This window comes from Pseudoprevotella muciniphila (assembly GCF_003265305.2).
In the GTDB taxonomy this organism is placed as follows: domain Bacteria; phylum Bacteroidota; class Bacteroidia; order Bacteroidales; family Bacteroidaceae; genus Alloprevotella; species Alloprevotella muciniphila.
In genome coordinates this window covers 664,387-678,356 of sequence record NZ_CP033459.1, presented here as the reverse complement: position 1 = coordinate 678,356, position 13,970 = coordinate 664,387, and the positions used below count along the sequence as shown (strand labels likewise).

General features: G+C 47.1%; 10 protein-coding genes. 7 read left to right on the top strand and 3 right to left on the bottom strand.

Annotation, left to right across the window (positions count from 1 at the left end; translation table 11 throughout):
- Positions 1-168: 168 nt before the first annotated feature.
- The 7 genes from gyrA to C7Y71_RS02800 all read left to right on the top strand — a co-directional run bounded on the left by gyrA (position 169) and on the right by C7Y71_RS02800 (position 10,203).
- Entirely contained in the window at positions 169-2,724 is a 2,556-nt protein-coding gene (gene gyrA / locus C7Y71_RS02830; protein WP_111899369.1) for a DNA gyrase subunit A, read from the top strand.
- A gap of 66 nt (positions 2,725-2,790) precedes the next feature.
- Positions 2,791-4,086 carry a tetratricopeptide repeat protein gene (locus tag C7Y71_RS02825; RefSeq protein WP_111899368.1) on the top strand — a complete coding sequence of 432 codons (1,296 nt, stop codon included), beginning with the start codon at positions 2,791-2,793 and terminating at the stop codon, positions 4,084-4,086.
- Positions 4,087-4,184: 98 nt separating this feature from the next.
- Positions 4,185-5,414 (top strand): tetratricopeptide repeat protein, encoded by a 1,230-nt coding sequence (locus C7Y71_RS02820; RefSeq protein ID WP_111899367.1) that lies wholly within the window; start codon positions 4,185-4,187, stop codon positions 5,412-5,414.
- 29 nt (positions 5,415-5,443) lie between these two features.
- Entirely contained in the window at positions 5,444-7,477 is a 2,034-nt protein-coding gene (locus C7Y71_RS02815) for a M3 family metallopeptidase (protein WP_111899366.1), read from the top strand.
- A 3-nt stretch (positions 7,478-7,480) separates the two neighbouring features.
- Positions 7,481-7,906 carry a deoxycytidylate deaminase gene (locus tag C7Y71_RS02810; RefSeq protein ID WP_111899365.1) on the top strand — a complete coding sequence of 142 codons (426 nt, stop codon included), beginning with the start codon at positions 7,481-7,483 and terminating at the stop codon, positions 7,904-7,906.
- A gap of 16 nt (positions 7,907-7,922) precedes the next feature.
- On the top strand, positions 7,923-9,665 hold the full coding sequence (locus tag C7Y71_RS02805; protein ID WP_111899364.1) for a S41 family peptidase: 1,743 nt from the start codon (positions 7,923-7,925) through the stop codon (positions 9,663-9,665).
- Complete coding sequence (locus tag C7Y71_RS02800; RefSeq protein ID WP_111899363.1) at positions 9,658-10,203, top strand: 5-formyltetrahydrofolate cyclo-ligase; 546 nt, start codon at positions 9,658-9,660, stop codon at positions 10,201-10,203. The genes C7Y71_RS02805 and C7Y71_RS02800 overlap by 8 nt, the downstream gene beginning before the upstream one ends.
- Positions 10,204-10,433: 230 nt before the next feature.
- Here the strand turns inward: C7Y71_RS02800 and C7Y71_RS02795 are convergent, their stop codons facing one another.
- The 3 genes from C7Y71_RS02795 to ligA all read right to left on the bottom strand — a co-directional run bounded on the left by C7Y71_RS02795 (position 10,434) and on the right by ligA (position 13,874).
- Positions 10,434-10,901 (bottom strand): DIP1984 family protein, encoded by a 468-nt coding sequence (locus C7Y71_RS02795; protein WP_111899362.1) that lies wholly within the window; start codon positions 10,899-10,901, stop codon positions 10,434-10,436.
- 18 nt (positions 10,902-10,919) lie between these two features.
- Positions 10,920-11,798, bottom strand: coding sequence for a 4-hydroxy-tetrahydrodipicolinate synthase (dapA, locus tag C7Y71_RS02790; RefSeq protein ID WP_111899361.1), 879 nt, complete (start codon positions 11,796-11,798; stop codon positions 10,920-10,922).
- A 69-nt stretch (positions 11,799-11,867) separates the two neighbouring features.
- A complete protein-coding gene (gene ligA / locus C7Y71_RS02785; RefSeq protein ID WP_111899373.1) occupies positions 11,868-13,874 on the bottom strand; it encodes an NAD-dependent DNA ligase LigA in 2,007 nt (668 codons plus the stop codon).
- Positions 13,875-13,970: the final 96 nt, after the last annotated feature.

Genomic DNA, 13,970 nt, shown 5'->3' with positions numbered 1-13,970 from the left:
TATTGAATCTTTGTTAAAAACGACCTTGTTTTTCAAGAGAAATTTCGTAAATTTGCAGTGTAATTCGGTGAATGAAGAGCGAACGCAAAAAGATGTTAAAGTAATGCTCGTTTTCGCCATAATAGACAACTTCTAAGTAAATTTGCTCACATAAAATAAATAACACTAATGGCATCATTAGACGACAGAATCATTAAAGTAAACATTGAGCAGGAAATGCGCTCGTCGTATATCGACTACTCAATGTCAGTTATCGTGGCACGCGCTTTGCCCGATGTGCGCGATGGCTTCAAACCAGTACACAGACGCATACTATACGGTATGCAGCAAATCGGAAACACACACGACAAGGCAACAAAGAAATGCGCACGTATCGTAGGTGAAGTGCTCGGTAAGTACCACCCACACGGCGACAGTTCTGTATATGGCGCGCTCGTGAGAATGGCGCAGGACTGGAACATGCGCTACACACTCGTCGAAGGACAAGGTAACTTCGGATCAATGGACGGAGACTCTGCTGCAGCAATGCGTTACACGGAAGCACGTCTCTCGCTCCTCGGAGAAGCCATGATGCAGGACCTCGAAAAGGAAACTGTTGACATGACAAACAACTTCGACGATACACTCAAGGAGCCGACAGTCATGCCAACCAGAATACCAAACCTCCTCGTCAACGGAGCAAGCGGTATAGCAGTAGGTATGGCAACTAACATACCTACACACAATCTCGGAGAGGTCATCGACGGATGTGTGGCATACATCGACAACCCTGATATCGAAACAGAAGAACTCATGCAGCATGTCAAGGCTCCCGACTTCCCGACAGGGGGCTACATCATGGGTATGCAGGGAGTAAGAGACGCCTACGAAACAGGTAAGGGACGTGTGGTAATACGTGCGAAAACCGACATAGAAACAACACCCACACACGACAAGATCATCGTCAACGAAATACCTTACGGCGTAAACAAGGCAGAACTCATCAAGAATATAGCCAGCCTCGTCAACGAAAAGAAAATCGAAGGCATATCAAATGTCAATGACGAAACCGACCGCGAAGGCATGCGCATCGTCATCGATGTGAAGCGCGACGCTAATGCTAACGTAGTGCTCAACAAACTCTTCAAGATGACAGCGCTGCAAAGCAGTTTCTCCGTAAACTGTATAGCACTCGTGCACGGACAGCCTAAATTGCTGACACTCAAGGACTGCATCAAGTATTTCGTGGAGCACAGACACGATGTAACCATACGAAGGACACAGTTCGAACTCCGGAAGGCACAGGAACGTGCACACATCCTCGAAGGACTCATCCTCGCAAGCGACAACATCGACGAAGTAGTGCACATCATACGCTCGTCCAAAACACCTCAGGAAGCCATAGAACGACTGAAGGAAAGATTCGGATTCGACGACATTCAGGCAAAGGCTATCGTCGATATGCGCCTCGCACAACTCACCAACATACAGCAGGAGAAACTGCACGCTGAGTACGACGGCCTCATGAAGAAGATAGAGTACTATAACCTCGTGCTGACCGACGACGGCGAGTGCAAGAAACTCATGAAAACTGAACTCGAGGAAGTAAAGGAGAAGTATGGAGACGCACGTCGCACAGAAATCCGTCTCTCTGCCGAAGAATTCAATCCAGAAGACTTCTATGCAGACGACGAAGTGGTTATCACGCTAAGCCACCTCGGATACATCAAGCGAACACCCCTCACAGAGTACAGGCAGCAGTCGAGAGGAGGAGTGGGAAGCCGCGGAAGTACCACACGCGATTCAGATTTCATAGAACACCTCTACCACGCCACTATGCACAACACTATGCTCTTCTTTACAGAGAAGGGACGCTGCTACTGGCTCAAGGTGTACGACATACCCGAAGGGGCGAAAAACTCAAAGGGACGCGCCATACAGAATGTGCTGAATATCGATAGCGATGACTCTGTCAATGCATGTCTGCAAATCAGAAAATTAAACGATAAGGAGTTCTGCGAGTCACATTATGTGGTATTCGCAACGAAAAACGGTATCGTGAAGAAAACGTGCCTCACAGAGTACAGCCGACCGCGTGCAAATGGCGTAATAGCCATCAACACACGCGAGGACGACAAGGTAGTGAACGTCATACTCACCAACGGCGACAACGAACTCGTTCTGGCGAACAGAAACGGACGAGCCATACGCTTCCATGAAAGCAAGGTAAGGACTATGGGACGTAACGCAACCGGAGTAATCGGAATGAGGCTCGACAACGACGGAGAAGACGCCATCGTCGGAATGATTGCCATCAACCACGAAGACAAAGAAACCATACTCGTGGTGAGTGAGCAGGGATACGGAAAACGAAGCCAAGTAGCCGACTACCGCGTTACAGGACGTGGCGGAAAGGGCGTGAAGACGCTCAACGTAACGGAAAAGACCGGCAAAGTCATCTCGCTCAGAGTGGTAACCGAAGATATCGACCTCATGATCATCAACAAGAGCGGTATAACCATCAGGATGCGCGTGGACGACATACGCGTAACCGGACGTGCCACACAGGGCGTGCGCGTCATCAACCTCTCAAAACGCAACGACGTCATCAGTTCTGTATGCGCCGTTAGCAGAAGCGAAGAAGAAGAGGAAACTGAAGCAATACCCGGAAATGAAGCATCTGCACAGCCGGCAGTACAGACTGAAACACAGCAGGAGCCAAACATCAACGAAGAAAACGTATAATTAAATAAAAAAACAACCATCTACAGGGAATGCCCTGAAAAGGCTACCCATAAAAACCACAACATCATGAAAAAAATACTGATTTCATTTGCGCTTCTCGCCATCTCTGCATTTTCATTTGCGCAGGACGCAAACCTCGAGAAGATTCAGGAACTCATGGTAAAGAACAAGGCATATAGTGCAGACTCGCTCATGCAGTTGACACTTGCCAGTCCCAAAACCAAGAATTTGCAACTCATGTACAACAAGGCAGGACTTATCAAACTCATCCTCCTGCAAGAAGAAGCAAATAAGCAAGGGCAGGGTGTACCCTTCGATACTCTGGCATTCGTTAAGCACATCGACGATGCTATCGACCTCTACACCAAGAGCCACAATTTCACTGTAACACCCAATGAAAAGGGTAAACTGCCCAAAGTGGATCCAAAGGTAGAAGAAGATACAAAGGCAAGGCTCATGTCCATCTATTCTTATCCTTCCTATTCTGCCATGTTCCTCCTCAATCAAGGTGATACGCTCGGCGCACTCAAATACTTCCAGAAGTATCTTGATATGTCTAACAATCCGGCATTCACACCCGCAGAACGCGATTCACTCATCGCCGCCCATAAGGAGGCTGATGTAAGAACACAGTTCAACGTGGCGTTCCTCTACTACAACCTCAAGGACTGGAACAACATGATTCCAAATGTGGACAAAGCGCTCAAAAATGATTTTGAAAAAAAGAACCTCTATTACATGAAGCGCGACGCATACCTCGCAATGCAAGACACCGCACAGTGGGTAAACGTGCTCAAGGAGGCTGCTACTGACCTCAACGAAGTGTCATTCCTCGAGGAAATTGTGTCCTATTATATCCGTTCCGGAAAAACTGATGAAGCAGAGGCTCTCGTGAACGATATGGTGGCAAACAATCCCGGCAATGCGCTCACATGGTACTTGAAAGGATACGTAGAACTCAGCATCAAGGAAAACAATGCGGTGGCAAGGGAAAATTTCCTCAAAGCAACAGAAATAGACCCCAACCTCGCTATTGCATACATCAATATCGGTGTAACCTATTATTCAGATGCGGTTAAGCGCCGTATGAGCGATGAATTCAACTTCATCAACAAACTCAACTTCAAACCGGACGAAGTGGCTATGGAATTCTACAAAAAAGAAGTGGCAACCATACGTCCCGATTTTGATAAGGCCATCGATTATCTTAACAAAGCAAAGGAGATAGACCCCGTGCAAGCACCCGAAGCCAACAGACGCCTGCGCTCCATCTATTCTCTGCTCGGAACGATGTATCAGACCTGCAACCAAAAGGATGAAGTGGCTAAACTGCAAGGATTGATCAACGAACTCGAAGAGTAAGCCAACCCCTGTTTTTAGAACAGACCTTAATAATCTCTCTCCGGCCATAAAACAGCCGGAGAGGGAAATTTTAATAAAAATAATACAAATACTTCAATTTGAGAATAAAACTAATCCTCATACTCATCATCGCCGTCGTCTTGGGTAATCACCCTGTCCATGCGCAGAAGGCATATAAAGCCATCAGGACAAGTCTCAAGAACAAAAAACCGGACGATGCACTTAAATCCTTCCAGACACTCAGGAAGGACTCTGCACACATGTCCGACCCTAAACTGTATCAGTTTGCAGTAGCGGCTTACACACAAAAATACGAAGCGCTCAACCAAACCATTTATCTTAAGCAGAAATACGACACGGCACAGTTCTTTACCACAAACTACAGTCTCTGCGAGAATATCCTAATTTGCGACTCGTTGGAGCAACTGAAAATTAAGTCGGAAGAGAAACTGTATAAAGAATTCAAATATAGAAAATCAAATTGCGAACTCTTGAGGAAGTGCGCAAACAACATCAGTTCGGGAGGACGTTATTATTTCTCAAAAGGGAAATACAAGGAGGCTGACCCCTTCTTCAAAATGTACCTGGCGATACCCAAAAAACCTATTTGGGGTAACGATACAACCACCATAAGCAGAAAAACCTATTTCGACAACATCTATTTCAATATGTGCAGCCTCTATGAGCAGAAGAAGTACGATGAAATGATGCAATACGAAGAAACACTACTTGCCGACTCAAATGTGAGAAAATATGCATTGGAGTATTACACACTTGCGGCAGAAGCAAAAGGCGATTACACGCACTATGTGGAACTCCTGAGAATAGGAGCATTCGAAAATCCTGACCAGCCGTTTTATTTCACAGAATTGGCAGACTATTATAACGAAAGAAATGACTATCACTCCGCGTACGAATTAGCCGAATCCTTGTTGCAGAAAGATAGTATGAATATCTACTATCTCGAATGTAAAAGCCTCTGTCTCATTAAGATGGAGAAATATGAAGAAGCAGTGGACGTGGCAAAAAAATGTTTGGCGATAGATAGCACAATGATAGAAGCCTATTTCTATATAGGCGCCGCATATTCAAACCTCGCAACAAAAGTGAATTTTCCTACCAACGTCAAGAGTAAAGAATACAAAAACGCGAAAAAACAGCAAAGCAATTATTATTCCCTCGCAAAACCATACGTTGAACATTATCGCAAGATGGCACCGGACAGGCAGGACAGATGGGCACCATTGCTCTACAATATCTATCTGAATCTCAACTATGGCAGAGAATTTGGGGAAATAGAAACTCTGCTCAATAATGCAAGGAAATAATAATCCATAACTATATCCAACACAGAAAAATGAACAACCCTTTCTCCGAAAAATACAACACTTTGCACGAAACCATCCCCTTCGGAAAAATCAAAATGCAGCATTTTGAGCCAGCCGTACTCGAAGGTATTAAGAAAGAAAAAGAGGAAGAGGACAACATCGCAAATAATCCCGAACAGCCTACGTTCGAGAACACCATACTCGCCATCGACAGAAAAGGAGAAATGCTCTCAAGAGTGCTCGCAGTGATGTACAACCTGATGAGTGCTGAAACGTGCGACGAATTGGACGAACTCGCGCAGAAAATGACGCCGATAATCTCCCAGCACAACTCCGACTTTATACTCAACGAAAGAATCTTCAAGCGTGTAAAGGCTGTTTACGATGCAAAGCCCGACTTGTCGGAAGAAGATGCCATGCTTCTCGAAAAAACATACGAAGCCTTCGAACAGAATGGCGCAAATCTCGAAGAGAAAGACAAGGCAAGATTTAGAGAATTAAGAGAAGAACTCTCGAAGACAACGCTCAAGTTCTCGCAGAATCATCTAAAAGAAACTAATGCATACGAACTGCATCTGACAGATGCTAAAGATGTGGATGGTCTTCCGGAAAGCCAACTCGAACAAGCCGCTCAATGTGCAAACGAAAAAGGCATGACAGGATGGGTGTTCACGCTCAAGGCACCCAGTTACGCGCCATTCATGCAGTATGCCAAAAACAGGGAGTTGAGAAAACAGATGTACATGGCGTATAACACGCAATGTACTCATCGGAATGAATACAACAATTACGAAACTGTTGCAAAAATAGTTAACCTCAGAAGAGAACTTGCGCAACTGCTCGGACACAACACCTATGCAGAGCATGTGTTGCAAAGAAGAATGGCAGAAAAGCCCGAGAATGTTTACAACCTCTTCAGACAACTCGAGCAGAACTATCACCAGCCCGCACTTAAGGAGGTGGAAGCCGTCGAAGCCATGGCAAAAGAGATGGAAGGTAACGACTTTCAACTAATGCCCTGGGACTTCGCATACTACAGCCACAAACTCCAACTCAAGAAATATGACCTCGATGCCGAAATGCTGCGCCCCTATTTCCCGCTCGAAAAAGTAAAGAAGGGTATTTTCCAACTCGCAAACCGACTCTATGGCATCACATTCAGGGAAAACCCCGACATAGAAGTCTATCACAAGGATGTTGTGGCATACGAAGTGTTCGATGCCGACGGAACGTTCCTCGCAGTGTTCTATGCCGACTTTTTCCCAAGAAAAGGAAAGCAGAGTGGGGCATGGATGACCAACTATGCAGAGCAGTGGGTGGACGACGAGGGAAAAGACCACAGGCCCATCGTGTCTATAGTAACCAATTTTACACCGCCTGCAGCCGAGCGCCCCTCCCTGCTTACACTCGGAGAAGTGGAAACCTTCCTCCACGAGTTCGGACATGCACTGCACGGCATCTTCTCAAAAACGAAAAGGCAGACGCTCAGCGGAACTAATGTTTACTGGGATTTTGTGGAACTGCCCTCGCAGTTTATGGAGAATTATGCCATAGAGAAGGATTTCCTAAACACATTTGCAGAACATTACGAAACGCATGAACCGCTGCCCGACGAACTCGTCAAGAAAATCATCGACAGCAGAAACTTCAACGTGGCGTATGCCTGCATGAGGCAACTCTCCTTTGGTGTGCTCGACATGGCATATTACGACCGAAAGGAGCCTTTCTGCGAAGACGTAAGGACGTTCGAACACCAGGCATGGAGCAAAGTGCAGATTTTGCCACAAGTGGACGAGGCATGCATGTCAGTGCAGTTCGGACACATCATGTCGGGAGGATATGCTGCAGGGTATTACAGTTACAAGTGGGCAGAGGTGCTGGATGCTGATGCCTTCGGACTATTCAAGGAAAGCGGCATCTTCGACAGGGATACGGCACAGAAATTCAGAACATGTATCCTCTCAAAGGGTGCAACAAGCCACCCCATGAAACTCTATGAAGACTTCCGTGGCAGGAAACCGACTATCGATGCACTCCTCAAGCGAAATGGTATTAAAGAATAAATAATGAATAAGCAGGAACTACTCGACAGACGATACCTCAGAATGGCAAAAATATGGGCAGAAAACTCATATTGCCAGCGAAGGCAGGTTGGCGCACTGATAGTGAAGGACAAAATGATTATCAGCGACGGATACAACGGAACGCCTTCAGGGTTTGAAAACGTCTGCGAAGACGATAACAACGTAACAAAGCCATACGTGCTGCACGCAGAGGCCAATGCCATAACTAAAATAGCGCGCTCAGGAAACAATTCCGATGGAGCAACGCTCTATGTAACCGACTCGCCCTGCATAGAATGTGCAAAACTTATCATACAGGCGGGCATAAAACGTGTGGTCTATGCAAAGGAATACCGCCTCAAGGACGGCATAGAACTGCTCCAGAGGGCTCATATAGAAGTGAAATACATTCCCACAGAGGAAGAATAAAGAAACGAAAATACTTATGGCGAAACAAGCATCCAAATACACACCGATTTTCGTAGCCATAGGTGTGGTGTTTGGTATTTTCATAGGTTCTTTTCTCGCTAACCATCTTGGCGGGAAGAGGGTCAGCATCATCAACTCATCAAGCAGCAAAATCAGCGACATGCTGCACCTGATTGATGATTATTACGTTGACACCGTTGACATGGAAAACCTCACAGAGAGGGCGCTGCCGAGCATTCTCAGAGAACTCGACCCACACTCCAAGTATATCTCTGCAGCCGACGTGGAGGCATCAATGCAGGAACTGAATGGCAGTTTTTCCGGCATAGGTGTGCGCTTCACCATCTATGACGACACAGTCTGTGTTGTAAGGGTCATAGAGGGTGGACCGTCCGACAAGGTAGGCCTCAAGGCGGGGGACAGAATTCTGGCAATCAACGGAAAACCATATATAGGAAAGGATGTCGTCAGCAACGACACAACCATGAAATTGCTCAAAGGACCTAAAGGCACGTCTGTCAGTCTCACCCTTCTCCGGAGAGGGCAGAAGCCTTTCACGAAGACAATCGTCAGAGACGATGTGCCGCTGCCAAGCGTCGATGCAGCCTATATGCTCGACAAAACAGCGGCTTACGTGCGGATAACAACCTTCGGAAGCACCACATACGACGAATTCATGATGGCTATGGACGACCTCTCGGCTAAAGGTATGAAGTCGCTCATCATCGACCTCCGCGGAAATCTTGGAGGGTATATGGAAACGGCTGTGAGTATCGCCAACGAGTTCCTCGAAGACAATAAACTTATAGTCTATACACAAGGCAGGAAATCGCCCAGAGAGGAGAGAAGAAGTAACGGAAAAGGGCGCTTCCAGAAAATGCCGTTCGTTGTCCTCGTGGATGAAACCAGTGCGTCCGCCAGCGAAATCATGGCAGGAGCATTCCAGGACAACGACCGTGCAATGATTGTAGGAAGAAGAACATTCGGAAAAGGACTCGTGCAAGTACCTATAGAATTCGCTGACGGAAGCATGCTGAGGCTCACAAAGGCAAGATATTACACACCCTCGGGGCGCTGCTTGCAAAAACCGTATAGTCCGGGCGACGAGGAAGAATACGAAAGCGACCTCCTGCAAAGGGCAGAGAGCGGAGAATATTTCTCGCAGGACAGCATCAAGCACTCGGATGAGAAATACAGGACATCAATCGGAAGAACTGTATATGGAGGAGGCGGAATAACAGCCGATATTTTCATACCGAAAGACACCATCGGAGCAACGGAATATCTCAGAGATGCAATCCTTAAGGGACTGATAAATAAGTTCTCATTCTCTTTTGTGGACAATAACCGCTCCAGACTCGACAATTTCAAGACAGAAACCGCGCTGGAGAACTATCTCAACAGCATCGACATCGTGGAGCAGTTTGCACAGTATGCAGCAAAGAACGAACTGCCCAGAAAAGACGACCAACTGAAAAAGTCGGCAAAACTGCTCAAGGAGTATCTCCTCACTAACATTCTCATCGATCAGTTGGACACACAGGGCGCCGTGGAATACCTGAATAGGACGGACGAGTTTGTGCTGAAGGCACTGGAACTGATAAAGACCAACAAAACGTATCCTGAACAGGAAACAAAGGCGTTGGGCAAGAAAGCGGTAGCCAAAGTCAGCCATATTGCTTTCCCCATGGTATATGCGCCTCGGACGCTCGCCCTGCATTTCGTTTCCGCAGCAAACAGACATTGGAACAATGGGTGACGCAGAGCAGAAAAAACGCATCAGAAAAGAAATTAGCATCCTGAAAAAACAAATGTCAGAGATGCAGCGCACGCAATTCTCCCTTCAGTTGCAGAAGAGAATAGAAAACCATCCACGATTTAAGTCTGCAAAAACTGTATTGCTCTACAGCGCATTGCCCGATGAGCCGGAAACAAAGAAACTGATAAACCGATGGCACGACACAAAAAAAATTCTCCTCCCTGTGGTAGTCGGAGAAGAACTCGTGCTGAAAGTGTATGAAGGAGAAAACTTGATGAAAACGGGTGCATTTGGGATAAAAGAGCCGCAAGGAAAAGATTTCAATGACTACCTTTCAATAGATCTGGCTATTATCCCGGGTGTGGCTTTTGATCAGGAACTCAATCGTTTAGGCAGGGGAAAAGGGTATTACGACAGGCTTCTCTCGCATCCTGATATCAAAGCCTATAAGATGGGCTGTTGTTTTCCGTTCCAGATAGTTCAACGCGTCCCCGCAGAACCGCACGATTTCAAAATGGACGAAGTCATTTTTCAATAGATTAACCCAAATCGGCAGGAAATGCCGGTTTGGGTTAATAAATAGAAAGAGAGTAGCAATACTCAACAATTAGTTAAGAGGTAATGCTGAATGCACCATTCTGATGTGCGAAATGCTTTGTGCGGGGTGGACGTTATGCTCCGTAAATTTCAGTTGTCCTTAACTGGCACTTAAGCAAAAAAGTTTTTTAACTCACCTTGTCGTGTATGCCACTCTCCGATAATCTGAATCTACTCTTCTATAAGGTCATACTTGAAGTTCATCGTCTGAATCTCAATATCAAGTAGCCTGTACTGTTGCGATAGTTCATCAACCTGTTTGCGTAGCGGCTTAATGTCAATATTTGCAACGCTCTTAATCTCCGTACGACTGTATCTGTTATTGCTGCCGACTGAAGATGCAGTGTTGAAAACACCTTGCAGAACTTGAATGTGCCTGCTTAATGCTTCTCGTTTGGCTAACAATTTGGTCAGTGGTACGCCCTTGTCGTTGGTCACTTGCATATTTGTGGCGTTTATGCAATAGATGTAATATTCGAATTGCTCTATGCAACTTTTTAGTTCTGCTAACAACTCTTTCGGATTCTCCGCAGGCTCATCGCCTTCTTGAGAAACCACATTGTTATCCAAGCGTGACGCTAACTGGGTAATACGAGTCTGCAGGTCTTTACGTAGGCTTAATGCCTCAGATAATTTCATACATTTATTATTTTTTTCTTATCGCATCTGCGCGTCAAAATCTTTCAGTGCAGAAACGGTCTTATCTGTGGCTGGAACGAGCGGCAGACGGAGCACGTTTTCCGCTTTTCCCTGAATGTTCAGCAATGCTTTTACACCTGCTGGATTGCCGTCGGCAAACAGCATCTTGTAAAGTGGGCGGAATTGTTGTTGGCGGCGAAGCGCTGTGTCATATTCATTGTTAAGCACACTATGTACCATCTCGCCAAATTCAGAAGGATATGCATTGCCAAGCACTGAAATTACACCAACGGCACCAAGCGTGAGCAGTTCGAAAGTAATGCCGTCATCGCCGCTGATAACTTCAAATCCTTCAGGAGATTTATCAATGATTTCCTCAATCTGGTCTATCATGCCTGAAGCCTCCTTGATAGCCACGATGTTTTCCACATCGTTAGCCAGGCGGAGTGTGGTCGCAGAAGAGAGGTTCACCCCCGTGCGTCCGGGCACGTTATAAAGCACCACGGGCAGCGGCGTACTCTCAGCCACAGCCTTGAAGTGTTGGTAAAGCCCCTCTTGGGTCGGTTTGTTGTAATAGGGACAAACAATCAGAACACCGTCAATGCCTTCTGGGCAATTCTTGACGTTGTTGCACACTTCGCGCGTGTTGTTGCCGCCGGCACCGAGAAGGATGGGCAGGCGACCTTGGTTAACTGCCTGAATAGTGTCGATGATTTTCTGTTTCTCGTCTGCTGTGAGGCATGGTGTCTCTGCTGTAGTGCCAAGCACACAAATGAAATCAACGCAGTCCATGAACGATTGTGTCAGGGCAGTCAGTGCCTCGTAATCCACTTCGCCGTTCTCCTGGAAAGGCGTGATTTCGGCGATGCCAAGACCGCGAAATATATTCTTTTTCATGTCGTTTCTATTTTCATTGCAAAATTAGGTGTTTTACCGATTTTGTGCAAGAATAATCGGCAAAACGTATTACGCTTCGCCTATCATCGACAGGAACTCCTCCTCGTTGACGATGGGAATGCCGAGTTTGTTGGCTTTCTCGAGTTTTGATGGCCCCATGTTGTCGCCGGCAAAGACGAAGGAGGTCTTCTTCGAGATACTGCTCACGTTTTTGCCGCCGTGCTGTTCGATGATGGATTTATATTCCTCGCGACTGTGGCGGGCAAAGGTGCCGCTGATAACGATGCTTTTGCCTGCAAGTTTGTCGGAAGCCTTGACCGTTTCGGGCAGTTCCATCTTCACACCGGCTTCTGCCAGACGGTCGATAAGTGCCGCATTGTTCGAATTGCTCAGGAAAGAAACGATACTGTTGGCAATTACTGCGCCAATACCTTCCACCTCAAGCAAATCTTCCGCGCTGGCAGTCTTAAGCCTTTCCATCGAACGGAAATGCTGTGCTATCTGGCGGGCTGCCACTCTGCCCACGAACCTGATGCCAAGGGCATACAGCACCCTGTCGAAAGGCACTTCCTTACTGGCTTCTATGGCATTGATGATTTTTCTTGCCGATTTCTCTCTGCTCCTGTCGTAACCGCAGATGTCCGTGATTTTTATCCTGTACAGGTCCGATACGTCCTTCAAGAGTCCCTGCTCGAAATAAGCATCCACCGTCTCAGGTCCTAAAGAGTCTATGTTCATCGCCTCACGGCTGATGTAGTGTTCTATGCGCCCCTTAATCTGTGGTGGACAACTGCTGTCGTTGGGGCAATAGTGCGCCGCTTCACCTTCGTAGCGCACAAGCGGAGTACCGCACTCGGGGCAGTGCTTGATAAATTCCACTTTCTCACCCAGCAGCAGGCTGCGCTCATCAAAGTTTACACCAACTATCTGCGGAATAATCTCGCCGGCTTTTTCCACATAAACCATGTCGCCGATGTAGAGGTCGAGTTGCTTGATGATGTCCTCATTATGGAGCGAAGCACGTTTCACGATAGTGCCTGCCAACTGCACCGGATCCATGTTGGCAACGGGTGTGACAGCGCCAGTACGCCCCACCTGGAACGTAACCTCGTTCAGACGGGTGCAAGCCCTCTCTGCCTTGAACTTGTAGGCTATTGCCCAGCGTGGTGTCTTGGCTGTGTAACCCAATCTCTCCTGTTGACGGATGTCGTTTACCTTCAGCACGATGCCGTCGGTAGCAACAGGAAGATTTCTGCGCTCAACGTCCCAGTAGTCGATGTATTTGTAGATGTCGTCAAGTGTACGGGCAAGACTCGTTGCGTCCGATACCTTGAAGCCCCACGATTTGGCGCGCTGCAAGTTGTCGTAATGACTGTCCGTAGGAATGTCATCGCCGAGAAGATAGTAGAGATATGCGTCTAAATGGCGCTCTGCAACAACACTCGAATTCTTGCTCTTCAGAGTGCCCGAGGCAGCATTGCGCGGGTTGGCAAAAAGGGCTTCCTCGCGAAGTTCGCGCTTGCGGTTGAGATCTTCAAAACTCTCCCACGGCATGAGTACCTCGCCGCGTATCTCGAAATGTGAAGGATAATTGCCATCTGGGGCAAGAACTAAGGGAATAGACTTGATGGTACGCACATTGGCTGTAACATCATCGCCTTTCACGCCGTCACCGCGTGTAACAGCGTGGGCAAGCCGGCCGTCTTCGTAGATGAGCGATATGCTAAGACCGTCAAATTTCAACTCGCAGCAAATCTCAAAATCCTCACCGTCGAGACCTGACTTCACGCGGTTGTAGAAATCGCGGACTTCGTCTCTGTCGTAGGTGTTGCCCAGCGAAAGCATGGGGTAAGCATGAACAATCTGTTTGAAGTCATTGCTGATGTCACTGCCTACTCTCACGGAGGGAGAATTGGCGTCGTACATCTCAGGATGAGCCGCTTCAAGATCCTGCAACTCACGCATCAGCCCGTCAAATTCCATGTCGCTGATCTCAGGGCTGTTCTTGACGTAATAGTTGTAGTTGTGCCGGTGCAACTCGCTCCGCAAATATAATATCCGTTCAGTATCGTTCATATTCTTGGTCTTTTCAGCAAAGTTAACCATTTCTTCCATTCCGTGCACAGAAAACCAACCTAAAAACAACTCAGTTCCCTCGTCAAGTAAGTTGCG

Bases quoted from the DNA above. Each gene is read 5' to 3' on its own strand.
- C7Y71_RS02800 (WP_111899363.1), top strand. From the start codon at position 9,658: ATGGGTGACGCAGAGCAGAAAAAACGCATCAGAAAAGAAATTAGCATC.
- dapA (WP_111899361.1), bottom strand. From the start codon at position 11,798: ATGAAAAAGAATATATTTCGCGGTCTTGGCATCGCCGAAATCACGCCT.
- C7Y71_RS02815 (WP_111899366.1), top strand. From the start codon at position 5,444: ATGAACAACCCTTTCTCCGAAAAATACAACACTTTGCACGAAACCATC.
- C7Y71_RS02795 (WP_111899362.1), bottom strand. From the start codon at position 10,901: ATGAAATTATCTGAGGCATTAAGCCTACGTAAAGACCTGCAGACTCGT.
- C7Y71_RS02805 (WP_111899364.1), top strand. From the start codon at position 7,923: ATGGCGAAACAAGCATCCAAATACACACCGATTTTCGTAGCCATAGGT.
- C7Y71_RS02825 (WP_111899368.1), top strand. From the start codon at position 2,791: ATGAAAAAAATACTGATTTCATTTGCGCTTCTCGCCATCTCTGCATTT.
- ligA (WP_111899373.1), bottom strand. From the start codon at position 13,874: ATGAACGATACTGAACGGATATTATATTTGCGGAGCGAGTTGCACCGG.
- C7Y71_RS02810 (WP_111899365.1), top strand. From the start codon at position 7,481: ATGAATAAGCAGGAACTACTCGACAGACGATACCTCAGAATGGCAAAA.
- gyrA (WP_111899369.1), top strand. From the start codon at position 169: ATGGCATCATTAGACGACAGAATCATTAAAGTAAACATTGAGCAGGAA.